The sequence below is a fragment of the Bradyrhizobium sp. PMVTL-01 genome (assembly GCF_051861855.1).
GTDB lineage: Bacteria > Pseudomonadota > Alphaproteobacteria > Rhizobiales > Xanthobacteraceae > Bradyrhizobium.
In genome coordinates, this window is the sequence record NZ_CP193982.1 from 672504 (window position 1) to 696242 (window position 23739).

The 23739-nt window shown below is 64.8% G+C and carries 20 protein-coding genes; 11 read left to right on the forward strand and 9 right to left on the reverse strand.

From position 1 onward, the window contains the following. Window positions 1-129 precede the first annotated feature (129 nt). Both ACRQ5Q_RS03160 and ACRQ5Q_RS03165 read left to right on the forward strand, forming a co-directional pair. Window positions 130-1425 carry a dicarboxylate/amino acid:cation symporter gene (locus tag ACRQ5Q_RS03160; RefSeq protein WP_439372716.1) on the forward strand — a complete coding sequence of 432 codons (1296 nt, stop codon included), beginning with the start codon at window positions 130-132 and terminating at the stop codon, window positions 1423-1425. Between the two features lie 13 nt (window positions 1426-1438). Continuing rightward, window positions 1439-2359, forward strand: coding sequence for an amino acid ABC transporter substrate-binding protein (locus ACRQ5Q_RS03165; RefSeq protein ID WP_439372717.1), 921 nt, complete (start codon window positions 1439-1441; stop codon window positions 2357-2359). Between the two features lie 163 nt (window positions 2360-2522). Here the strand turns inward: ACRQ5Q_RS03165 and ACRQ5Q_RS03170 are convergent, their stop codons facing one another. Next, a complete protein-coding gene (locus tag ACRQ5Q_RS03170; protein WP_439395984.1) occupies window positions 2523-3323 on the reverse strand; it encodes an ATP-grasp domain-containing protein in 801 nt (266 codons plus the stop codon). 396 nt (window positions 3324-3719) lie between these two features. Between ACRQ5Q_RS03170 and ACRQ5Q_RS03175 the strand changes: the two genes are divergently transcribed. Together ACRQ5Q_RS03175 and ACRQ5Q_RS03180 are read left to right on the forward strand one after the other, a co-directional pair. Next, a complete protein-coding gene (locus tag ACRQ5Q_RS03175) occupies window positions 3720-4493 on the forward strand; it encodes a ferredoxin--NADP reductase (RefSeq protein WP_439395986.1) in 774 nt (257 codons plus the stop codon). A 342-nt stretch (window positions 4494-4835) separates the two neighbouring features. Beyond that, complete coding sequence (locus tag ACRQ5Q_RS03180; RefSeq protein ID WP_439399968.1) at window positions 4836-6461, forward strand: FMN-binding glutamate synthase family protein; 1626 nt, start codon at window positions 4836-4838, stop codon at window positions 6459-6461. Between the two features lie 63 nt (window positions 6462-6524). Here ACRQ5Q_RS03180 and ACRQ5Q_RS03185 read toward each other — a convergent pair whose 3' ends face one another. Further along, window positions 6525-7820: a hemolysin family protein gene (locus tag ACRQ5Q_RS03185; RefSeq protein ID WP_439372720.1), complete on the reverse strand. Its 1296-nt coding sequence runs from the start codon at window positions 7818-7820 to the stop codon at window positions 6525-6527. 244 nt (window positions 7821-8064) lie between these two features. Between ACRQ5Q_RS03185 and ACRQ5Q_RS03190 the strand changes: the two genes are divergently transcribed. Next, a complete protein-coding gene (locus ACRQ5Q_RS03190; RefSeq protein WP_439395988.1) occupies window positions 8065-10140 on the forward strand; it encodes a methyl-accepting chemotaxis protein in 2076 nt (691 codons plus the stop codon). A gap of 226 nt (window positions 10141-10366) precedes the next feature. Here ACRQ5Q_RS03190 and ACRQ5Q_RS03195 read toward each other — a convergent pair whose 3' ends face one another. The 3 genes from ACRQ5Q_RS03195 to ACRQ5Q_RS03205 form a co-directional block, all read right to left on the reverse strand. Next, window positions 10367-12337: a carbohydrate porin gene (locus ACRQ5Q_RS03195; protein WP_439375791.1), complete on the reverse strand. Its 1971-nt coding sequence runs from the start codon at window positions 12335-12337 to the stop codon at window positions 10367-10369. Window positions 12338-12748: 411 nt separating this feature from the next. Beyond that, window positions 12749-13012 (reverse strand): hypothetical protein, encoded by a 264-nt coding sequence (locus ACRQ5Q_RS03200; protein ID WP_439372722.1) that lies wholly within the window; start codon window positions 13010-13012, stop codon window positions 12749-12751. A gap of 141 nt (window positions 13013-13153) precedes the next feature. Next, on the reverse strand, window positions 13154-13960 hold the full coding sequence (locus ACRQ5Q_RS03205; RefSeq protein WP_439372723.1) for a creatininase family protein: 807 nt from the start codon (window positions 13958-13960) through the stop codon (window positions 13154-13156). Window positions 13961-14112: 152 nt separating this feature from the next. On the opposite strand from ACRQ5Q_RS03205, the gene ACRQ5Q_RS03210 reads away from it, so the two are divergent. From ACRQ5Q_RS03210 to ACRQ5Q_RS03230, 5 genes are all read left to right on the forward strand, one after another. Continuing rightward, window positions 14113-15135: an ABC transporter substrate-binding protein gene (locus tag ACRQ5Q_RS03210; RefSeq protein ID WP_439395990.1), complete on the forward strand. Its 1023-nt coding sequence runs from the start codon at window positions 14113-14115 to the stop codon at window positions 15133-15135. A 209-nt stretch (window positions 15136-15344) separates the two neighbouring features. Next, window positions 15345-16160, forward strand: a complete 816-nt coding sequence (locus ACRQ5Q_RS03215; protein ID WP_439395992.1) for an ABC transporter ATP-binding protein — start codon at window positions 15345-15347, stop codon at window positions 16158-16160. Beyond that, a complete protein-coding gene (locus ACRQ5Q_RS03220) occupies window positions 16157-16975 on the forward strand; it encodes an ABC transporter permease (protein ID WP_439395994.1) in 819 nt (272 codons plus the stop codon). The genes ACRQ5Q_RS03215 and ACRQ5Q_RS03220 overlap by 4 nt, the downstream gene beginning before the upstream one ends. Beyond that, window positions 16975-17964, forward strand: coding sequence for a 2-hydroxyacid dehydrogenase (locus tag ACRQ5Q_RS03225; RefSeq protein ID WP_439395996.1), 990 nt, complete (start codon window positions 16975-16977; stop codon window positions 17962-17964). Before ACRQ5Q_RS03220 ends, ACRQ5Q_RS03225 begins: the two co-directional genes overlap by 1 nt. After that, window positions 17964-18656 carry an AprI/Inh family metalloprotease inhibitor gene (locus tag ACRQ5Q_RS03230; RefSeq protein WP_439372728.1) on the forward strand — a complete coding sequence of 231 codons (693 nt, stop codon included), beginning with the start codon at window positions 17964-17966 and terminating at the stop codon, window positions 18654-18656. Before ACRQ5Q_RS03225 ends, ACRQ5Q_RS03230 begins: the two co-directional genes overlap by 1 nt. Window positions 18657-18843: 187 nt before the next feature. Here ACRQ5Q_RS03230 and ACRQ5Q_RS03235 read toward each other — a convergent pair whose 3' ends face one another. Next, window positions 18844-20235 (reverse strand): peptidoglycan-binding protein, encoded by a 1392-nt coding sequence (locus tag ACRQ5Q_RS03235; RefSeq protein ID WP_439395997.1) that lies wholly within the window; start codon window positions 20233-20235, stop codon window positions 18844-18846. A gap of 243 nt (window positions 20236-20478) precedes the next feature. Here ACRQ5Q_RS03235 and ACRQ5Q_RS03240 point away from each other — a divergent pair, with 243 nt between their 5' ends. After that, on the forward strand, window positions 20479-20856 hold the full coding sequence (locus tag ACRQ5Q_RS03240; protein WP_439396000.1) for a hypothetical protein: 378 nt from the start codon (window positions 20479-20481) through the stop codon (window positions 20854-20856). 332 nt (window positions 20857-21188) lie between these two features. Here the strand turns inward: ACRQ5Q_RS03240 and ACRQ5Q_RS03245 are convergent, their stop codons facing one another. The 3 genes from ACRQ5Q_RS03245 to map form a co-directional block, all read right to left on the reverse strand. Then, window positions 21189-21974: a DUF4239 domain-containing protein gene (locus ACRQ5Q_RS03245; RefSeq protein ID WP_439372730.1), complete on the reverse strand. Its 786-nt coding sequence runs from the start codon at window positions 21972-21974 to the stop codon at window positions 21189-21191. A 26-nt stretch (window positions 21975-22000) separates the two neighbouring features. Beyond that, a complete protein-coding gene (radC, locus tag ACRQ5Q_RS03250; RefSeq protein ID WP_439372731.1) occupies window positions 22001-22714 on the reverse strand; it encodes a RadC family protein in 714 nt (237 codons plus the stop codon). Window positions 22715-22803: 89 nt separating this feature from the next. Beyond that, a complete protein-coding gene (gene map, locus ACRQ5Q_RS03255) occupies window positions 22804-23622 on the reverse strand; it encodes a type I methionyl aminopeptidase (RefSeq protein WP_439372732.1) in 819 nt (272 codons plus the stop codon). Window positions 23623-23739 lie beyond the last annotated feature (117 nt).

The following is a 23739-nucleotide window of genomic DNA, read 5'->3' on the forward strand; positions in this document are numbered from 1 at the left end:
ATGAAGGCTAGATCGTGAAGGGTCATTTCACAACGGGAACATCCGGCCAACGCGATCGCCCGCCAAGCGTGTTGCGTCATCCTCATATCTGCGACATCATGAAGCGGCCGGTGTAGTGGGGGTCTTTCGATGTCGAACAGGTTTACGCAATACATCTTGGCCGCGATGGTGCTGGGCATCGTCATGGGGGCGGCGATCTTCAACTTCCTGCCCGACACCCGAGCCGAGTGGGCCTCCTCCATCAACCTGATCGCCATGATGTTCCTGCGCCTGATCAAGATGATCATCGCGCCGTTGGTGTTCGCGACCCTGGTCGGCGGCATCGCCCATATGGGAAGTGGTGCGCGGCTCGGGCGCATCTTCGCCAAGACCATGGGCTGGTTCGTCAGCGCCTCCTTCGTCTCGCTGCTGCTCGGCCTCGTCATGGTCAACCTGCTCCAGCCGGGCGCGAACTTCCCCGGCACGCTGCCGCAGGCGGGACAATCGACCGGCTTGCCCGTCTCGGCCTTCTCGATCGAGAAATTCCTGACCCATCTGATCCCGACCTCGATCGCGGATGCGATGGCACAGAACGAGATCCTCCAGATCGTGATCTTCGCCGTGTTCTTCTCGGTGGCAATGGGCTCGATGCCCGAGCGGTCGAAGCCGATCCTGGCGATGATCGACGACGTCGCCCACATCATGCTCAAGGTGACGAGCTATGTGATGCTGTTCGCGCCGCTCGCGGTGTGGGCCGCCATCACCGCCACCGTCGCCAAGAACGGCCTCGGCGTGCTGTGGAAGCTCGTCGTCTTCATGGGCGGTTTCTATCTCGCGCTCGGGATCCTGTGGGTCATCCTGATGATCGTCGGCTTCATGGTGATCGGGCCGCGCTACAGCCACCTCTTGAAGCTGATCCGCGAGCCGCTGATGATCGCGTTCTCGACCGCGAGCTCGGAGGCGGCCTATCCGAAGACGCTGGAAGGCTTGACCAAGTTCGGCGCCTCGTCGCGGATCTCGAGCTTCGTGCTGCCGCTCGGCTACTCCTTCAACCTCGACGGCACGATGATGTACTGCACCTTCGCCAGCATCTTCATCGCACAGACCTACCACATCGAGATGTCGCTCGCGACGCAGCTGGCGATGCTCGCGACCCTGATGATCACCTCGAAGGGCGTCGCCGGCGTGCCGCGCGCCTCCCTCGTCGTGATCGCCTCGACGCTGTCGCAGTTCGGTATTCCCGAGGCGGGCCTGTTGATGATCATGGGCATCGACACCTTCCTCGACATGGGACGCAGCGCCACCAACGTGATCGGCAACTCGCTGGCGACCGCGGTGGTCGCGAAATGGGAAGGCGAGCTCGGGCCGGAGCACGAGCTCGGACCGGGCGAGGTGGCGACCCCGGACATGGTGCCTGGCGAATTGCCTGCGATGGCCGGCCATTGACGGAGGGTGCATCATGCGCCGCTCATTGGCGATATCGGGCAGCCTGTTGCTGGCAGCGTGTCTGCTGGCGACCGGGGCCTTGGCGCAAACCGGCGGCAGCGAAGGGCTTAGCCCGACGCTGTCGGCGATCAAGAAGGCGCATACCGTGCGGCTGGGCTATCGCGAGAGCTCGCCGCCGTTCTCCTTCCTCGACCAGTCGGGTCGTCCGATCGGCTACAGCCTCGAATTGTGCGAGGCCATCGTCGAGGAAATCGGCGTCGAGGTCGACGATCCCAATCTCAGAATCGACTACGTCAAGGTCACCTCGGACGACCGCATCGACGCCGTGCTCCAGAGCAAGATCGACCTGGAATGCGGCTCGACCACGGCAAATGCCGAGCGTGGCAAGCGCGTCGCCTTCTCGCCGCTGATGTTCGTCGCCGGCACCAAGCTGATGGTGCCGAAGGCGTCGAACGTCCAGTCGCTGACCGATCTTAAGGGCAAGACCATCGTGGTGACGAAAGGCACCACCAACGAGCAGGCGATCCAGGCGGCCGACAAGAAGTTCTCGCTCGGCCTCAACATCGTCACCTCGCCGGACCACGAGCAGTCCTACCAGACGCTCGTCGACGGCAAGGCCGATGCGTTCGCGACCGACGACATCCTGCTGTTCGGCCTGATTGCGCGCCACAAGGCGCAGGACAAGTTCCGCGTCACCGGCGACTATCTGTCGTACGATCCCTACGGCATCATGTTCAAGAAAGGGGAGCCGCAGCTCTCCGCGGTGGTCGAGCGCGCCTTCCGCAAGCTGGGCTCCAACCGCGACCTCGTCCCGCTCTACAACAAATGGTTCGTGTCGCGGCTACCGACCGGCGAGCGGCTCAACGTGCCGATCTCGCTGCAGCTGGAGGAAGCCTTCAAGGCCATGGACGATTCCGCCAGCGCGAATAATTAGCGCTTACCTCCCTTCTCCCCGTGTGGGAGAAGGTGGCGCGAAGCGCCGGATGAGGGGTCTCTATCCACGCGTTAAACCTAAGGAGAGAGACCCTTCACCCGTCTCACCGCTACGTGGTGAGCCACCCTCTCCCACGAGGGGAGAGGGTGCAGCGCGTTTGCGGCTAATTTTTATCAAACACGCGATCCAACGCCGCGTCATACGCCGCCTGCACCAGCCCCGGATGCAGCTTCGCCAGCGCTTCCATCATTACGCCGGAGTTGATCTCCAGCACGCGCCAGGAGCCGTCGACACGGACCACGTCGATCGAAGCGAACACGATGCCGATGGCGCGCGCAGCATCGATCGCGAGCTTCACGCAAGCCGCGCGGACCTCGCCGTCCTCCATCAGCACCGGCTTTGCGCCGGCATCGAGATTGTGCCGCCAGTCCGAGCCGCGCTGCTTGCTGTAGACGACCAGGGGCACGTCATCGAGCAGCACCACGCGGACCTCTTCCTCGATCGCGACATAGGGCGAGATCACGAGCCCTGCGCTCATCGCGAAGACCTCGCCGACCGCGTGGTCGAGTTCCGCCTCCGTCATCACCTTGAACACCGCGCGGCCCGACGTGCCCTCGTTCGGCTTGACCACCACGCCTTGCGGATTCTGCGCATGCAGCGCCAGCATCGCTTCACGCCAGCCAGGGCCGGCGACTTGCACGCCCAGCCTCGGGTTGAGGAAGAGGTGATGAGGAATGCAGGGCAGGCCTTGTAGCGTCAGCGCCTCGGCGGTTGCCGATTTGTCGTTGGCGAGACGGTGCGCGATCGCGCTGTTGAGGCCGATGTCGTAGCCGAAGGCGAAGCGGCGCGTCTGATCCCGGTGCATCGCTATCAGCCAGCCACCGGGGCGGACATCGACCGCGATGCCATGACGGGCGCAATAGCGCCTGATCGCCTGGACGAAGATCCGCTCGCTGCCAGCCATCTGTCGGTCGCTTGTGTCAATCGTTCTTGTCAGTCGTTCTGGCGCCAAAAGCCGCAAAAATGCGGGAATCGGCGCCATGCCGGGTGAAAATCAGAGCTATTCTTAATGAAATTCTCGCGAGCGCGGCTGAAATTAACTGCTGCAGTCGAGGCCTGGAGGGAAAAGAAATTGCCCTTCGCGCGCCCCCGGCAGCAGGTTCATTAACGATGTGCCCAGCTCTGCCGCAAATGCCGGTTTGATCGGCATCGATTGCATCCGAAACGAGGTTGATTATTGGTCTGAATGGCGTAGATCACGCACGCGAAATCCTCCGCCATGGCAGTGGTGACCGCCCCGATTTCAGGGCCGGGCAACGCTTTTGCCCTAAAACCGCAAATATTCGGAATATCGAAAATCATGAGCGCGTTTTACCGAGAGAAGGTTCTTTCCGTCCACCACTGGACCGACACGCTGTTCAGCTTCCGCGCCACGCGCGATACCGGCTTTCGTTTCCAGAACGGCCAGTTCGCCATGATCGGCCTCGAGGTCGACGGCCGTCCGCTGCTGCGCGCCTACAGCATGGCGAGCGCCAACCACGAGGAAGAGCTCGAGTTCTTCTCGATCAAGGTGCAGGACGGCCCGCTCACCTCGCGTCTGCAGAAGATCAAGGAAGGCGACACCATCCTGGTCGGCCGCAAGGCGACCGGCACGCTGATTACCGACAACCTGCTTCCCGGCAAGCGGCTGATGCTGCTCTCGACCGGCACCGGCCTTGCGCCCTTCGCCAGCCTGATCAAGGACCCCGACGTCTACGACCAGTTCGAGTTCATCGTGCTGGTGCATGGCTGCCGCCAGGTCTCCGAGCTCGCCTATGGCGAGAAGCTGGTCGCGACCCTGCGCGAGGACGAGCTGTTCGGCGAGCTGCTCGCCGACAAGCTCATCTACTACCCGACCGTGACCCGCGAGCCCTTCAAGAACCGCGGCCGCATCACCGACCTCATCAACTCCGAGCAGATCTTCGACGACATCGGGCAGTCGCCCCTCGACATCGCGACCGACCGCATCATGATGTGCGGCAGCCCGGCGATGCTGGAAGAGCTCAAGGCGATGTTCGAGAGCCGTGACTTCATCGAAGGCAGCGGCAACAAGCCCGGTCATTTCGTGATCGAGAAGGCCTTCGTCGAGCGGTAAGTGCGGCGGCTTGTTATTTCGGTGTCGTCCTGGAAATCCAGGACCCATACCCACCGAGTCAGGTTTGGCGAAGGCTGTCAGTCTTCGCACAACCCCGTTTAGGGGCGGTGGGCAAAGCGTGCTGGCCTCCGAATCCCCTTTCTGCTGCAGCGCAACAATCCGACCTCCCGGCGGATTGATCTGCGCCAGCTCATTTCGCTAGCCTGAAACAAGGGCCGCGTCATATCCGTATGACAGGGGCGGGCGTATCGTACCGCCTCATGCCGGCGAGAGGATGGGATCGTGGCCGACGACAACAAGCAGGAATCGCCCAAACGTCTGGCACTGGCGGAGGAGGGGGTCATGGAGACCCTGCTGCTGCCGTTCTCGCCGCGCTTTATCGTGCTGACGATCTGCGCGGTCGTCACTGCGCTCCTGATCGGCATCGGCATCGCCGACCGCAAGATCTCGGACATCCTGCTGATCCCGATCCTGATCTTCGGCGCCCTCACGCTGCTCGGCGTCCGCGACCTCCTGCAAAAGAGCCACGCGGTGCTGCGCAATTATCCGATCTCGGCGCATATCCGCTTTGTCCTCGAAGAGATACGCCCCGAGATGCGGCAGTATTTCTTCGAGAGCGAGAAGGACGGCATGCCGTTCTCGCGCGACACCCGGTCGTTGGTCTATCAGCGCGCCAAGATGGAGCTCGACAAGCGTCCGTTCGGCACCCAGGAGGACGTCTACCGCGAAGGCTATGAGTGGATGCATCACTCGGTCTCGCCGAAGGCGCATGCCGAGGAGAAATTCCGCATCACCATCGGCGGCCCCGACTGCAAGAAGCCCTACTCGGCCTCGGTGTTCAACGTCTCCGCGATGAGCTTTGGCGCGCTCAGCCCGAACGCGGTGCGGGCACTGAACGCCGGCGCGAAAAAGGGCGGCTTCGCGCACGACACCGGCGAGGGCGGCTTCAGCCCCTATCACGCAGAGATGGGCGGCGACATCATCTGGGAGATCGGCTCCGGCTATTTCGGCTGCCGCCATCTCGACGGCTCCTTCGACCCCGAAGCGTTCGCGCGCGTCGCCGGCCAGGACCAGATCAAGATGGTCGAGCTCAAGATCAGCCAGGGCGCCAAGCCCGGCCATGGCGGTGTGCTGCCGGCGGCGAAGGTCTCGGAGGAGATCTCAAAAATCCGTGGCGTCGCCATGGGCGAGGACTGCATCTCGCCCGCCTCGCACCGGGCGTTCTCGACGCCTGTGGGAATGATGCAGTTCATCGCGGAGATGCGCCGTCTGTCCGGCGGCAAGCCGGCCGGCTTCAAGCTGTGCATCGGCCATTCCTGGGAATTTCTGGCGATCTGCAAGGCGATGCTGGAGACCGGCATCTATCCCGACTTCATCGTCGTCGACGGCAATGAGGGCGGCACCGGCGCGGCGCCGCTGGAGTTCATGGACCATCTCGGCATGCCGATGCGCGAGGGTGTCAATTTCGTTCACAACGCGCTGGTCGGCATCAATGCGCGCGACCGCATCAAGATCGGCGCCTCCGGCAAGATCGCCACCGCCTTCGACATGGCGCGCGCGATGGCGATCGGCGCCGACTGGTGCAATTCAGCGCGCGGCTTCATGTTCTCGCTCGGCTGCATCCAGTCGCTGAGCTGCCACACCGACCGCTGCCCGACCGGCGTCGCGACGCAGGACCCGACCCGTGCGCGCGCGCTCTACGTGCCGCTCAAGATCGACCGCGTGGCCAACTATCACCATGCCACGCTGCACTCGCTGACCGAGCTGATCGCCGCGGCCGGCCTCGAGCATCCGCAGCAGCTCCGTCCGATCCATTTCAACCAGCGGACGTCGACGACCCAGGTCAAGTCCTTCGCACAGCTCTATCCGGCGCTGCGCCCCGGCGAGCTGCTCGAAGGCACCGAAGACCCGCGGTTCGCCGGCGCCTGGCGGATGGCACGGGCGGACACGTTCCAGCCGGCGCTATGAGCCCGCCGAGACGACGAGTGGAGATTGGCGCAGCAGCATGCGCTACTTCAACGAGCGCTCACCTCACGCCGCCGCCTGCTCATCTCGCCGACTCGCCAGGATCTTGTCGATCCGCCTGCCGTCGAGATCGACCACCTCGATATGCCAGCCGCCGAGGTCGAAGGCGTCGCCGACATTGGGCAGCACGTTGAATTGCTGCAGCACGAGGCCTGCCACCGTGTTGAAGCGATGCGGCGGCAGCTCGATGCCGAGCAGCTCGCCGAATTCGTCGACCGGCATCCAGCCGGCCACCAGCAGCGATTCATCCGCACGCTTGACGTAAGCCGGCTCCGGCGGGCCTTCCTCGGAATGGAACGCGCCGACGATGGACTCCAGAATGTCGGCCGCGGTGACCACGCCTTCGAAGGCGCCGTACTCGTCGTAGACGAAGCCGACATGAACCGGAGCGGCCTTCAGGATCGTGAGCACATCGCGGGCATCCGCTGACGCCGGAATGCTCGGCGCTTCGCGGACCAGCGCTCGCAGGTCGGGGGTGCGTTCGTTCATGTAGGCGACCAGCAGGTCCTTGGCCTGGAGCACGCCGACGGGCTTGTCGCGATCACCGTCGGACGCCGGAAAGCGCGAATGCGGGCTCTTTTTGATGATCTCCTGAATGGCCTCCGGTGGGTCGTTCAAATCGATCTCGTCGACCTCGGTGCGCGGCGTCATGACGGCGCCGACCGGCCGGTCGCCGAGCCGCATCACGCCGGCGATCATCTCCTTCTCGCCCGGCTCGAGCACGCCCGCGCTCTCGGCTTCGCTGACGAGGTGATGGATCTCGTCCTCCGAGACCTTCTCCTCGGCCTTGCCGCCGCGGCCGAGCAGCGTGAGGATCAGCTTGCCAGAGACGTCGAGCAGGAACACGAGCGGCAGCGATATCTTCGCGAGCAGGTGCATCGCGGGTGCGACCCTGACCGCAATGCTTTCGGGATCGCGCAGCGCCACCTGCTTCGGCACCAGCTCGCCGACGATCAGGGTGGCGTAGGTGATGAGCGTGACGACGAGGCCGACGCCGACGATGTCGGCGATGCCGGAGGACAGGCCGAGCTCGATCAGCCATTGCGTCAGCCGCTGCCCGAGCGTCGCGCCGGAAAAGGCGCCCGAGAGCACGCCGACCAGCGTGATGCCGATCTGCACCGTGGAGAGGAATTTTCCGGGATCGGACGCCAGCGTCAGCGCCCGCTCGGCGCCGCGCACGCCCTTGGCGGCGAGCAGCGACAAGCGGGCCGGACGGGACGAGACCACGGCCAGCTCCGACATGGACAAGAGGCCGTTGATGACGATCAGGACGACGACGATGACGAGTTCGACGGAGAGCATTGATGTTCCGAGGTAAGTAAGTATGGCAGGCGGCTGCCGGCACACGCATTGATATAGGTACTCGGTGCGGAATTGCTGGCGCTTCTGTCGCATCCGTTGCCGCGAGGGAACCGCGAGGTGGGCGGTGTTCCCTGCGGTTTGCGACGACGTGACACCCGCGGAACTACGGGCACGTGCTTAACGGGCTCTTAGTGGCCGCCAACTAGATTCTCCGCATTTGTAAATGCACTTGGGGGGACTGAGGATGCGGATCGGGAAGCTTTTCGCGCTGTCGATGCTGACGGTGACGGTGTTTGCAGTCATCCTCGGCGCCGAGGTGCTCATACCCCAGACGCGCATCTTCGCGAACCGTTCCGACGCGATCAGGACGGTCGACGCCTTTGGCGCGACCTTGATGATCAGCCAGCAGGTCGCCAGCCTTCGTGCCCCCTACATCGGACCGATCTTCCAGGAAGGTGCTGCGACGCAGGCCCAGATCGACGCTGCCGCCAAGGCTGCAAAGGCGGCCGATGCGGCATTCGAGCGGGCAAGGCCCAGTTTCCTGGCGCTGGATGACGCCGGACCAATGATCGAAAAGCTCGACCGAAACGCGCGGCGGCTCAAGGAGGTCACCACGGCCGCAGATCGCGCGATGAGCGTTCCCCTGGCGCAGCGCGACAATGCCGTGATCAAGGGCTTCCTGCCCGGGATTGCCGAGGTCATCGGCAACATCGAGCCGATCATGAATCGGCTCGAAGGACAGGTCGTCAACGCCGATTCCTCGCTTGCGGCGCTACTGAGCCTGGCACGGACGGCGCAGGATCTGCGCGTCTCGGCCGGCAGCCGCGCCGCCACGCTGTCGCCGGCGCTGAGCGCGCGCCGGCCGCTTACGGCGGCCGAGATCTCGCTGATGGATCGCATGCAGGGACGTGTCGAAGCCGATCGCGAACGCATCGAGGCCGGCATCGACCAGCTTGGAAGCCCGCCCCGCATCGCCGCGGCGCAGAAGGTGGCGACCGAATCCTATTTTGGAAAAGCCGCGCTAGTCGTGGACAAGGAGATGCCGGCGGCGAGGGGCGACGGCAAGTACGGCGTCAACGCCGACGAGCTGGCGAGCGTGATCGTGCCGGCCATCCAGATGTTCTACGGCGTGCGGGACGCCGCGCTGGCGGAAGCCGCCGAGCGCGCCACGGCTGCGCGCGACGGTGCATTGGCGATGCTCGCGCTTGCGGGCGTCGCGGTGCTGGCGCTGCTCGGCACGCTCGTCGGCGTGACGATGATGCTGCGCAGCCGCGTGGTGACGCCGCTCAGCCGGCTCGCCGAGGTGATCGGGACGCTCGCCGCCGGTCGGCATGAGGTCGAGATCCCCGCGACGGGTCGCAATGACGAGATCGGCGAGGTCGTCGGCTCGCTCCAGCACTTCAAGGCTTCGCTGCTCGCCCAGAAGGCCGCCGACGAGGCGGCCGCGGTCGAGGCCGAGGCGAAGCTCGAGCGCAGCCAGCGCATGGACCAGATCGCGCGCGACTTCGAGGCCATGATCGGCGACGTCATCAACACCGTCGCGTCGGCCTCCGCGGAGCTCGAAGTGTCGGCGGGGACGCTGACCAGCACGGCCGAGCAGTCCGAGCAGGTCACTGCGACCGTCGCGGCCGCCTCCGAACAGGCCTCCGCCAACGTGCAGACCGTTGCGGCGGCGGCGGAGGAAATGGCCTCGTCGGTCAACGAGATCGGCCGGCAGGTCCAGGATTCCGCGCGCGTCGCCGGCGAAGCCGTGCAACAGGCCGAGCGGACCAACGATCATGTCGGCGAGCTCGCCAAGGCCGCGGGGCGGATCGGCGACGTCGTCGAGCTCATCAGCCAGATTGCGGGCCAGACCAATCTTCTGGCGCTGAACGCCACCATCGAGGCGGCGCGGGCCGGCGAGGCCGGACGCGGCTTCGCCGTCGTCGCCTCCGAGGTCAAGGCGCTGGCCGAGCAGACCGCCAAGGCCACGGGCGAAATCAGCCAGCAGATCTCGGAGATCCAGGCGGCGACGGAAGATTCCGTCGGCGCCATCAAGGCGATCGGCGACACCATCACCCGCATGTCCGAGATCGCATCCGCGATCGCCTCGGCCGTCGAGGAGCAGGGCGCGGCGACGCGCGAGATTTCCCGCAACGTGCAGCAGGCGGCGCGCGGTACCCAGCAGGTCTCCGTCAGCATCGTCGACGTGCAGCACGGCGCGAGCCAGACCGGATCGGCCTCCGCCAACGTGCTCGCGGCGGCCAGATCGCTGTCCGGCGAGAGCACCCGTCTCAAGACCGAGGTCGGAAAATTCCTGGACGCGATCCGCGCCGCGTAGGACCCGAACGCCTGTTTCCGCTGGGCCGCGATAGCATGTGAAGAGAAGCGTCCCCGGGGCGCATCCTTCGAGACGCCCGCCTATGGCGGGCCCTCAGGATGAGGGCGGAGTGCGCAGCAACAATCGCAACGGAGACCGATGCTGCTTAGCCTCATCCTTTAGGAGCCCGCGAAGCGGGCGTCTCGAAGGACGAGGCGTGCGCATTCATCGCGCCTGAGCCGTGGGCTCAGAACTCGCCGTGCAGCCGCCCGGAGAATACCGACACCGGGCCGCGATCCGCGTTGTAGGCGGGGTTGACGATGAGCTGGTAGTCGGCGGTGAGGGTGACATTCTTGTTCAGCGCGTAGGCGTAATAGGTTTCGAGGATGCGCTCCTTGCGGTAATTGAGCGCGCCGTCGCCGACGAGAACGCCAAGGCCGCCGGCGGCGAGGAAGTCTCGATAGTCATTCGAGATGGCGTTGACGGCGCCGCCGATGCCGACGACGTCGTCGGGCCGGCTCCATTTCGTGCCCTTGATCGACAGGCCGGCGGACAGGCTGCGGTTGATGTCGGTGAACGCCAGCGTTTCGCTCTTGCCGTCGTTCCAGCTCCAGCGGCCGAACAGTCCGAGATCCTCGGTGATCGCCTGCTCGAGGTTGACGACATAGCCGACCTTGAGACGGCCGCGCCGCGTCTGCGCGATGTCGAGATTGAGCGCGGGATTGTCCAGCGTCTCGCGGAAGCTGCCCATGTTGGCGCTGTCGACCCAGCCCATGGTGCGGAGCTTGCCGGGCTGGCCGAGCAGCGAGTAGCGCGTCTCGAGCTCCAGCACGTACTGGCCGCGTTCGCCGACCCTGGTGTCGAAATGATTTGAATTGGACTCCGCGACCATCAGGAAATAGCCGCCGCGCAGCGCCCATTGCTTCTGGTTGAGCTCGGCCGTGACGCCGTAGGTGAGCCCGACCTTGTCGGCGGAATAGTCGAAGGCGCCGGGCGCCCAGATCGACCAGTTCATGAAATCCTTGCGGGTGTCCTTGGCATAGGCGTTGCCGTCGAACACGTCGACCACCGCGAACTTGCCGGCCTGCACGGTGAGACGGGACACGTCGACCTTCTGTCCCAGCTGCAACTGGCCGCTCGCGAGCTCTTCCTGCTCGCCGCCGAAGCCGAAGGTCTGGCGCACGAACAGGCGCGAGGTGTTGTAGTGCGGGTAGGGGAAGTTCGACTTCTGCGCCTCGCCGTTGGGGAAGCCGGCCGCACCGACCGTGTCGTTCAATCCAAAACCCTGGAGCAGCTCGGGATTGTAATAGACCTCGCCGCCGTCCCACAGCCGCGCGTTCAGGAACAGGCTGTTGCTCCAGGTCGCCTTGGCCTGCCGCGACGGCGAGAGCGAGTTCGGTCCGCTGTAGAGCGCGGGGAACGATGGATAGCCCTGCGGTAGATAGGTGCCCTGGCCGTGGATCTCCCAGCGATCGGATTCCGTGTCGATCAGCGAGCTGTTCGGGTTGTAGCCCGGCACGCCCGGCCAATCGACCTTACGGTTGAGGCCGAGCCTGATGGTCTGGAACTCGATCGCCGAGGAGGTGTATTGGGCGCCCGTCGAGAACGCGACGTTGGCAGTATCGAAGCGGCTGTAGAGATATTCGAGTCGCGCGCTCCAATGCGGTGCGAAGCCGTATTCGATGCCGGCGCCCGCAATCCAGCCCGGCCGCGTGGTCAGGATCTTCGGGACGGCTTCGCCGGAGGCTGGCCCGTCGAAATAGCGTTCGCCCATCCAGGCAAAGCCGCCGGTGGCATAGACGAGCCACGGACCGCTGGTGTAGCCGACGCGGCCGCGCAGGCTGGCGGTGTAGTCCCATTGCTGCGTGACCGTGTTGGCCGGTGTCGCCAGGAAGGAGACGATCGAATTCGAGGTGATGTAGTTGGGAAACGAGAAATCGCCTTCGAGGCCGACCAGCCAGCCGGAGTTGAGCCGGTAATTGTAGCCCGCCTGCACGCCGCCGATCGTGCCGCTGAAGACGCCGCTATCGCCGATCGCAGTGCCGTCGTTCAGCGCAAAGCGCGACGAACCGCGGCTGTAGCCGGCATGCGCGCCGATATAGAGGCCGGTCCAGTCATAGACCGCTCTCAGCGCCGGCGCCTTCAGCGGCAGATCGGCGGCGCGGCTGGCGGCAGGAAAAACCATCACGCCCGAGGCGATTGCCGCGGCCGTCCGCAAATACCGGTAACGGTGACCTCTCAACGTCAAAACGAAACGCCCCCAAACGCGAATGTGTCCCACTCGCCGCGATATCCCTGCCGATTCGCAGCGCCCCTGTCATCAGGCCCGGTTGTCCGCGCCATCGACCGAAATGATTCCGGTTCGACGCGTTTTCTCCCAAGTCCCTGCATGTGCAGCGAACCTTATTGCGATTAATTCGCAATAGCAATTAGTGCGGATTGCCGCAGGTGATCGTTCGTGCCCTTGTGTGATGGAGCTGCAACAAATTCCGAGGCCCAAACAAAGCTCCCCAAGCAGGTGACCCGCCCGGTGGGGACAGCCGGGCGGGTCGGGGGCACGACACGGGGTGGATGAGGCGCCCGTGTCGGACGCAGGATCCACGTGGGAGATCGGCCTCAGGTACTCAGATCAGTAGCAGGTACGAACGCGGCCGACGTACTGGCCGAAGGCGTTGTACTGGGCGACCCAGCCGCAGCGGTGATAGCCGTAGGAATAGGGATCGTTGCTGGCGGCGATCACGGAGCCGACGACGACGGCGGTGGCGATGCCGGCACCGACACCCCAGACCCAGCCGGGCTGCTTGGCTTCGGCCGAAGTGGTGGTCGACGCGATGCTGCCGGTGACGGCGAGGGCAGCGAGCGCTGCGGCGGCAATCCTGATCTTGATCGACATGTTAAAACTCCATCCGGTGTTGAGGCGGTCCGTTGTGGTCCGCGTGCCCGATTGGACGGAGGCACGGCGAAACCGGTTCGAAAGCGCCTCGGGCACCTCCGGAATCCGGATGTTTTCCGAGCGAATTCATAAGGATGCGGGCTAGCCGAGGGGCCCTTTGGCGAGCCTGTTCACGTCGAAGTTATCGACCTCGGCCAGCAGCTCGCAAAAGGCGCGCGCGCCCTGGTCGATCAGCTGCTCGCCCTTCTCGGCGACGGCCAGCGTTGCATCGCCGACTGCACCGCTGAGGTTGAGATCCTGCGCCTGCCAGGCGAAGGGCGCGGGGCGCTGCGTCGACAGCCAGCGATACTGCTTCTCCATCGCGATGCTGCTCGCGGGAAAATCCGCGATCGCATCCTTGCGCACCTGACCCGGATAGCGCGCCAGCATGATCGAGGTCTCGACCGCCCCGCCGTGAATGCCGTGGCGCACCTCCTCGGCGGGAAACAGCCCGTCAGCGCCCGACAGCCGCGACCACGACGTCGTCACCACAAAGAGCTTGTGATGCGCGCGCAGATCCTGCGCGACCAGCATCATGGCCGCGCTGTTGCCGCCGTGGCTGGTGACGATGACGAGCTTTCGCAAGCCGCGCCGCGCGATGTCCTCGCCGATTCCCGTCCATCTCTTCAGCGCCGCGTCAGTCGCCAGCGTCTGCGTGCCCGGATAATCGATATGCTCGGTGGAAATGCCGATCGGCTCAACAGGAAGAAAGCTGGCCGGAACGGACGTGGGTAGCAACTCGCGCACGCGCGCCAGATAAGCGTCCGCGATCAGCACGTCGGTTGTGAGCGGCAGATGCGGGCCATGCTGCTCGGTCGCCGCCAGCGGCAGCACCGCGATCCAGCGCGACACATCTGCACGGGTCGCATCGGCCCAGCGGATCTCGGTCCAGGCGCGGGATGGCGTCATCAAGGTTTCTTTGCCCGAATTTGTCACGTAATTTGGGGTATGAGGGGACGCGGGCCCGACCGGCTCGTGTCCCCAATGTCATGCGGTTCTATCGCGTTGGCTTGGCATGGGCCAGAAGCGATTGGGCTGGAAGCGATTGACGGAGTGCACTCATGACCCCCTCTCATCTGCGGCAAGCGTTAATGGCGGGCTTGGTGGCCGCTTTGGTCTCGGTCCTGCCGGCACGTGCCGAGACGCTCGACAAGGTCACCTTTGGCACCAACTGGGTCGCCGAGGCCGAGCATGGCGGCTTTTTCCAGGCGGTGGCCGACGGCACCTACAAGAAGTACGGGCTGGACGTCACCATCATCCCCGGCGGCCCCAACGAGAACAACCGCATGCTGCTGATCGCCGGCAAGATCGATTTCTTCATGGCCGCGAACACGCTGATGTCGTTCGACGCGGTCGCGAACAACGTTCCCGTCGTCACCATCGCGGCGGTGTTCCAGAAGGATCCGCAGGTGATGCTGACGCAGCCCGATGCCAAGGTTGCCAAGATCGAGGACCTCAAGCCGCTGACGTTGTTCGTCTCCAAGGAGGGCATGACCAGCTACTTCCAGTGGTTGAAGTCCGAATATGGTTTCAACGAGAAGAACGTCCGACCCTATAATTTCAATCCGCAGCCCTTCATCGCCAACCCCAGGAGCGCGATGCAGGGCTACGTCACCTCCGAGCCCTTCGCCGTCGAGAAGGCCGCCGGCTTCAAGCCCAACGTGCTGCTGCTTGCCGATTACGGCTTCAACACCTATTCGACCCTGATCGAGACCCGTATCGACATCGTCGAGAAGAAACCGGATCTCGTGCAGCGCTTCGTCGATGCCTCCATGATCGGCTGGTACAATTACATCTACCGCGACAATTCCGCCGGAAACGCCCTGATCAAGCAGCTCAACCCGGAGATGACGGACGACCTGCTCGCCTATTCCGTCGCCAAGATGAAGGAATACGGCATCGTCGATTCCGGGGACAGCCTGAAGAACGGCATCGGCGCGATGAGCGACGAGCGCTACACCTCCTTCTTCAACAAGATGGTGAAGGCGGGTGTCGTGAAGGCGGATCTCGATTTCCGCAAATCCTACACGCTGCGGTTCGTCAACAAGGGCGTCGGCGTCGAGCTGCGTCCGAACAGGCCGTAACGGATGTCGCGATTGGACCGAGACGCAGCCGCATCGTTCACCTCTCCCGAAGGGAGAGGTCGCATCGCATCGCAAGATGCGGTGCGGGTGAGGGGTTACGCTCTCTCGTGGGAACGCCGCCCTCTCACCCGGCGCCGCGCGCCGACCTCTCCCCGTTGGGGAGAGGTGAGAGACGCGGCCCGACCGAGCCCCACAACAGCCTGCGATCAATGGTAGAGCGCAAAACCTCGTCCTCCGTCGAGGCCAGCCTGACGGCGCTTGCCGTCAGCCTGCGCGGGGTGACGAAGACGTATGACAACGGCGTCACGGCGCTGGGGCCGCTCGACCTAACGGTGCGCAAGGGCGAGTTCATCTCGCTGCTTGGTCCGTCCGGTTGCGGCAAGTCGACCGCGCTGCGGCTGATCGCGGGGCTCGGTGCGCCCTCGTCCGGCACCGTGCGGGTGGCGCATCACGAGGGCCCCGCACAGCCCGGCCATGGTATCGGCTTCGTGTTCCAGGAGCCGACCCTGATGCCCTGGACCAGCGTGCGCGAGAATGTGCGGCTGCCGCTGCAGCTCGGCGGCGTCGCGAAGGCGGAAGGGCGTGCGCGCGCCGACGAAGCGCTGGCCAGCGTCGGGCTTGCCGATTTCGCCGACGCATTCCCACGCGAACTCTCCGGCGGCATGAAGATGCGGGTGTCGCTGGCGCGCGCGCTCGTCACCGATCCCGACATCCTCCTGATGGACGAGCCGTTCGCCGCGCTCGACGAGATCACGCGCTTCCGTCTCAACAACGACCTGCTCGCGCTGTGGCGTGCCCTGGGCAAGACCGTCATCTTCGTCACCCATTCGGTGTTCGAATCCGTTTACCTGTCACAGCGCGTCGTGGTGATGACGGCGCGGCCGGGCCGCATCCAGGCCGACATCCGCATCGAGACGGTCGAGCCGCGGGGCGAGGAGTTTCGCACCTCCACGGCCTATTCCGATTATTGCCGGCGCGTGTCGGCCGCGTTGGCGCCGTCCTATTCGGGGCAGTCGACGCTATGAACGCGCGAGCGACCGTCACCGCAAAACCATCCGGCGCGCAACGCGCGATGCGCTTCGCTGCGCCCCTCGTCGTGTTCGCGGCCGGGCTCCTCGCCTGGGAACTCGTGGTCCGCATCAAGGACGTCCCGCCTTACGTGCTGCCTGCCCCGTCGGTCATCGTCCTGACACTGATCAAGGACTGGGCGGTGCTGTCACAATCGCTCGCGACCACGCTGCTGACCACGCTCGAAGGTTTCGTCGCCGCCAGCATCGGCGGCATTGCGCTGGCGCTGCTGTTCAACCAGTCGAAATGGGTTGAGTATTCGCTGTTCCCCTATGCAATCGTGCTCCAGGTGACGCCGGTGATCGCGATTGCGCCGTTGCTCCTGATCTATCTGGAGCAGCAGACCGCGGTCGTCGTCTGCGCCTTCATCGTCGCCTTTTTCCCGGTGCTGTCGAACACCACGCTGGGATTGAATTCGGTCGATCGCAATCTGGCCGGACTGTTCCAGCTCTATGGCGCCTCAAAGCCTCAGACCCTGCGCTTCCTGAAGCTGCCTGCGGCGCTGCCCTATATCCTCGGCGGCTTGCGCATTGCCGGCGGCCTGTCGCTGATCGGCGCGGTTGTGGCCGAGATCGCGGCCGGAACGGCCGGTGCCGGCTCCGGGCTCGCCTACCGGATCGCCGAGTCCGGTTACCGGTTGAACATACCCCGCATGTTCGCCGCGCTGCTTTTGTTGTCGCTGGCCGGGATTGTCATCTATGGGGTGCTGGCGCTAGTTTCCCACCTCGTTTTACGGCGCTGGCACGAAAGCGCGCTTGGAAAGGAAAGCTGATGTCTACCGGTTCGATTTCGTCCGAAAAGATCGATCTTTTGATTTATGGACCGGTGCGGCCGATCCTCGAGAGCGGGTTTTCCGATCATTTCGTCGTGCACAAGGCCGAGACGCGTGGTGACCTCGAACGGCTGACGCCGGCGATCCGCGAGAAGATCCGGGGCGTGGCGGTGACCTATCACACGGTCCGCGCCGACAAGGAATCGCTGTCGCAATTGCCCAAGATCGAGATGGTGGCGAGCTTCGGCGTCGGCTACGACCACATCGACGCCAAATACGCGGCCGAGAACAACATCATCGTCACCAACACGCCCGACGTGCTGACCGAGGAGGTCGCCGACGTCGCAATGGGCCTTCTGATCTCGACCCTGCGCGAGTTCATCAAGGCCGACCGCTATGTCCGTTCCGGACTCTGGCAGACGCAGAACTATCCGCTCAGCGTCGGCTCGCTGCGCGACCGCAAGGTCGGCATCGTCGGCATGGGCCGGATCGGCCAGGCCATCGCGCGCCGGCTCGACGCCTCGCTGGTGCCGGTGGTCTATCACTCGCGCAACCCGTCCAAGGACGTCTCCTACAAGCACTATCCTGATCTGATCGAGATGGCGAAGGCGGTGGACACCTTGATGGTGATCGTGCCCGGCGGCGCTTCGACCAACAAGATGATCAATGCCGAGGTGCTGAAGGCGCTCGGCCCGCGCGGCGTGCTGATCAACGTCGCGCGCGGCTCCGTGGTCGACGAGCAGGCTTTGATCGAGGCGCTGAAGTCAGGCACCATCCTCGCCGCCGGCCTCGACGTGTTCGCGGCCGAGCCGAACGTGCCGGACGAGCTCAAGGCCATGCAGAACGTCGTGCTGCTGCCGCATATCGGCTCGGCCTCGGTGGTGACGCGCAATGCGATGGACCAGCTCGTCGTCGACAATCTCAGGTCGTGGTTCTCGGGCAAGGCGCCGCTGACGCCGGTTGCGGAAACGCCGTTCAGGGGGCGCTGATGAGAATTCTTCGGGTTCTCGCATTCGCCATCGCGGCATGTCTTACCGCGACGAGCCCTGCATTGGCGCAGGATGCGACGAGCCTGAAGAAATCGATGCCCGGTCAGTGGGAGCTTTCCACCACCGAGCGCAGCAAGACCTGCGTCGTCACGCTCAAGGCTGATGCCGCAGGTCAGGGTTACAAGCTGGAGCTGGAGCCGGCCTGCAAGACCGCGCTGCCTTTCACCAAGGCCATCGTCGCCTGGAGCGTGAAGGGCCTCGACATCGTCCGCTTGCAGGATGCGGCGGGTGAAGCCGTGATCGACTTCACCGAGGTCGAGGCGGGCATCTTCGAGGGCCTGCGGCAGGGCGAGGGCGTCTACATCCTGCAGGACCTCGCCGCCGCCCGCTCGATGGCCAAGTCGATGGACCAGATGATCGGCGACTGGTCGATGGTGCGCGGCAACGGCCAGCCGGTCTGCGGGCTGACGCTGACCAACACGGAAGCAAGCCAGGACAATTTCCAGGTCTTCCTCAAGCCGAAATGCGATCCGGCGATCGCACAGTTCAACCCGACGCAATGGCGCCTCGAGCGCGGCCAGATCATCCTGATGTCGAAATCGGGCGATGCCTGGCAGTTCGAGGCCGACGACAACGCGCAGTGGCGGCGCGTCCCCGATACCGTCGATCCCCTGATCATGCTGCGTCAGTAGGCGCCGCCAGCCGCGAGGTCGATAACCTCTCCGCTTGCGGGAGAGGTCGCGCCGAAGGCGCGGATGAGGGCTTTCTCGTCTTGGGGGTTCTCCATTGTGGAGACACCCTCTGCCCAACCCTCTCCCGCGAGCGGGAGAGGGAGTGCGCCTGTTCTGTGGCGAAACGCTCCGCCTTCATCCAACGCAACTACGCCGTCACCTTCGGTGGCGGCGCGGTGCCTTGCGCCCATTTCTCCAGCTTGCCGAGCACGCCCCACGCGGTGAGCGCAAGCGAGATCGGCATCGCGAACTGGCCGAGGCCGGGCACCGCCGAGACGATCGTGCCCAGCAATCCGGCGATGCCGCCTGCATCCGGGTGCGCCGTCACCGAGGAGAGCAGCGCGGTGATGAGCGAGCCGCCGATGCCGAGCGCGGTCTTCTTTCCGTCGAGCAGCTTGCCGATGGTCTCGCCGAGCGCGCCGTTGACCTGGCCCAGCACCGGCTTGCCGTTCTGGTTGAGCAGCGTGCTGAGCAGGTCGACGACCTGCTTCAGCTGATCGACAGGGGCGGGGTTGTTCGGGGTCACTGGTCCTGGCATGGGGGTCGTCTTGTTGTTGATGAGGGAGAAGAGCCGCTCGAACAGGCTGATCGGATCGCTGGTGGCTGGCAGCGTGTTGCCTGGGGTCGTCGTTGTCGGAAGCGTTCCGCCTGCCTGTGGCCGCAGCACCTGCGCGAGGTCTTCCAGCCGCTTCAGCACCTGGGACAGGTCACCGCTCTGCATGACCCCTCCCGGCTGCGTCGCGCGCGTGATGGCGGCGACCGTGGCGGCATCGAGCAGGCCGGTATCCCTCAGCCCCTTCTGCTGCTGAAACTGCGAGACCGCGGTCCGGGTCTTCGGACCGCTGATGCCGTCCTCGGCGAGCGGCGGATCGGCGCCGAGGCGGTTGAGCGCCTGCTGCATCAGCACGACCGTCGAGGCCGCGTCGTCCTCGGGCTCGACGCGGCCTGCGAATTGCGGGCCGACGTCGAGTGTGATCGAGGAATCCAGCGCCAGCATGGCATGCAGGATCACGGCCGTGCCGAGCTGGGAATCGACGTGGTTCGGGTCGAACACGTGATCGCGGACGAATTTGCCGGCCCTTGCCTCGGGCGGGCCGTACAGGTTCGAGCCGCCGTAGAGATAGGGCGAATTGACGCCCTTGGCGTGGTAGCCGAAGCCGTTGAACGCCTCGAGCCGGAACAGCATCCGCGCGATGCTCCAGTCCTGCGCGCCGATGAAATTCTCGATCCTGAACGCATCCACGGCGCCGTCCACGAAGGTGGTAAACGGGCCGCGCCCCTTCGGCACGATGGTTGTCGTGCGATGCAGCGACTCGCCGTTGCCGAGATAGGTGTCGAAATCGAAATTGGATTCACGGTAATGGCAGAGCGCCGTGAAATACCAGGGAACGCCGGTCAACCGCTCGATCTGCTGATAGGTCGCCTTGCCGTTGAGCGCCTTGCGTGCGACCCCGTTCGCGTCGGCGAGGCGTCCGGGCCGGATCTCCAAACTGGACCAATTCCGCTCGTATTCACTCTTCAAACTCTCGAAGGACACCATTTTCCACTCCCGCAAAATTAATGAATTAACGAATCTCCATGCACGTCAAAATGAGCCGCCCGTCGTGATCGTCGCGTGAGACCAGCGTGATTGCTGCGAATCTGGCAGGTTGTCGGCGCTGCGCATGTGAAATGGGTTACAGCCCTTGCGGGAAAATTGGCGGCACAATGCGGATCGTCCGATGGGGGAACCCGCCGGGCCGTCGGCCCGTTAGCAGCGACACGGTCCGGCAAGGAGGCCTATATGGCCAAGCGCGTCCTCGCGATCGGCGTCGAACCCGGCGTTGCGGATTACAGTGCATTCCCGCAGCTCACGCCGGAGCTCGTGCGCGACTATATCGAGGCGCAGCTGTTGCGCCTGCGCGATCGCGGCTTCGAGGTCACGAGCTGCCTGATCGATCTGGACGCGGCGGCCGAAGCCGCCGTGACCGCGGCGCTGCGCGAGCAGCGCTTCGACTGCATCGTGATCGGCGCCGGCCTGCGCGAGCCGAAGGAGCGCCTGCTGCTGTTCGAGAAGGTGCTCAATCTCGTCCATCGCCTCGCCCCGGAGGCCGCGATCTGCTTCAACACCACGCCGGCCGACACGGCCGAAGCCGTGCGACGCTGGATCGATCCAGGATGACCGGCTCGCGGCCGCTTTTTAAGCCGGCGGGCCTCGCTTGGGCGGGCTATCGCATATGAACAAGCGTGGTGAATAGCTCGCCCGCAGCCGATCCTTCGAGACGCCCGCCGAGGGCGGGCCCTCAGGATGAGGGCGGAGCGCGCGGCGGCAATTTCAACTGGCCAATGCTGCTTAGCCTCATCCTGAGGAGACCGCTGGAAGCGGTCGTCTCGAAGGACGAGGCGCTTGCTCTGGCCGTTACCAGCCTGCTCCGAAATCTTCGCCAAGTTTTGGAATCGCGGCCTGTCTGACCTTGCGATGGCAATGCCGGTCCAGGCCCGAGCGCTCGTGCTCTAGCTTTTTGCGACCTCCGGCACGATCTGCAGCAGCGGCTCCGGCTGGATCGAGATCTGGCCGGCGAACGGCCTGTCATGCGCGGCGATGAGCAGGACGGAGGTGGCGACCCCGGTCGCGAACAGGCCCATCGCGACCGCCGATCCGAGGCGGTTGTCGCAATGGACGAGGCCGATCACCAGCAGTGCGCAGGCGGCCTGGAGGTACAGGCACCACCATTTGACCGGGTTCACCGCGGCGAGGCTGACGATGATCCGCTGCCGCCGTGCGTCCAGCGCCTGCTCCAGCGCGGCGATCAGCTCGCGCTGCACATTGACCTTGCCATTGCCTTGCGGCGTCATCGTGATGACGAGCTGCAGCGCATCGGCGAGCGCAGGCGGCGTCACCTTCAGCGAAGCTTCCTGATGCGCCATCATCGGCCATTCCACCGCGACGGCCTGACCGACATAGTCGCGGACGAGGCCACGCAGCTTCGCATCCTGCTCCGCCGGCAGGCCGGCGGCCAGCAGCACGACGCTGCGCAATGCGCTCGCCTCGCGGCTCACCGCAGCGCTGGCGCGATCGCTGTCGCCCCAGACCTGCGCCCCGGTGAAGGCGACGAACAGGCCGAAGATGATGCCGAGCACCGGCAGCATGCCCGGCGAGATCGCCTTGAGCGATTTCGCGCGCTCCTCCGTTGCGACCAGCGCAATACCTGCGAAGATGGCCGCCGCCAGCAGATAGGTGAAGCCGAAGATCACCAGCGCCATCAGGGGCACCGGCAGATTGTGCAGCCAGTCGCTCATGCCGTTGTTGTCGCCTGATTTGGGCCCTAGATCAACCGCATCCCGCGCAAACTCGCATGCCCACTCCTGCCGACGATGATGTGGTCGTGCACGGCAATTCCGAGCGGCTTTGCGATGTCGATGATCGCCTTCGTCATCTGGATGTCGGCCTGCGAGGGCGAGGGATCGCCGCTAGGATGGTTGTGCACCAGGATCAGCGCGGTCGCCGACAGCTCCAGCGCGCGCTTGATCACCTCGCGCGGATAGACCGGAGTATGATCGACGGTGCCGGTCTGCTGCACCTCGTCGGCGATGAGCTGGTTGCGCTTGTCGAGGAAGAGCAGGCGAAACTGCTCCTTGTCTGAAAACGCCATGCTGGTGCGGCAATAGTCGATCACCTCGTTCCAGGACGACAGCGCGTTGCGGCTGTTGACCTCGCCCTTGGCAACGCGGTGCGCCGCGGCGGCGATCAGCTTGAGCTGGTTGATGGCGGATTCGCCGATGCCGTCGATCTCGCGCAGGCGCGCCACCGGCGCGTGCACGACCTCGGCGAACGAGCCGAACGACTTGATCAGCGCCTTCGCCAACGGCTTGGTATCGCGCCGCGGCAACGCCGGAAACAGCGCCATCTCCAAGAGCTCGTAGTCAGTGAGCGCGTCCGCGCCCGCGCTGTAGAAGCGCTCGCGCAGCCGCTCGCGATGGCCGAGATAGTGCGGCGCATCCTCCGGCTTGCTCTCGTCGTGGTCTGGCTTCGCGGGCATCGGCCGCCAGCATTGCCGGGGACTCGCGTTTTTGCAACCGCCAATTGTGGCGGCGAGTCCGCTTTATGTCGGGCTCGCGGCCCCGACGGTCACCCGATCTGCTTCTCGCCGTGCCGCTCCGACAGCGTGAAGATCTCGACACCCGTCGCTGTCACGCCGACGGAGTGCTCGAACTGGGCCGAGAGCGAGCGGTCACGGGTCACCGCGGTCCAGCCATCGGAGAGGATCTTCACGTGCGGCTTGCCGAGATTGATCATCGGCTCGATGGTGAAGAACATGCCGGGCTTGAGCTGCACGCCTTCGCCGGGCCGGCCGATATGGATGATGTTCGGCTCGTCGTGGAACATGCGCCCGAGGCCATGGCCGCAGAAATCGCGGACCACGCTCATGCCCTGCGGCTCGACGAAGCTCTGGATGGCGTGGCCGATGTCGCCGGTGGTGGCGCCGGGCTTCACGGCGGCGATGCCGCGCATCATTGCTTCATACGTCACCTCGATCAGCCGCTCGGCCTTGCGCGCGATCGGACCGACCGCATACATCCGGCTGGAATCGCCATACCAGCCGTCGACGATGAAGGTGACGTCGATATTGACGATGTCGCCTTCCTTCAGCGGACGGTCGCCGGGCATGCCGTGGCAGACCACGTGGTTGAGCGAGGTGCAGGTCGAGTAGCGATAGCCGCGATACATCAGCGTCGCCGGATAGGCGCCATGGCTGAAAGCGAAGTCGCGGACGAATTCGTCGATCTTCGAGGTCGGCACGCCCGGCCCGACGATGTCGGTGAGTTCGTCGAGGCACTTGGCCACCAGAGCGCCGGCCTTGCGCATGCCGGCAAAGGCGGCGGGCCCATGCAGCTTGATCTGTCCGGTCTTGCGCAGGGAGGTCTCGGTGGCTTCGACGTAGCTCATGCTTGGGCGGTCTTCCGGGCTGATCTCGATGTCGGTGGAAAGGCTTGATTTCAGGCCCCAATTTAATGATTGCCGGCCTTCGTGCAAGCCAAGGCAGAGCGCTTTCGAGCGAAGTGG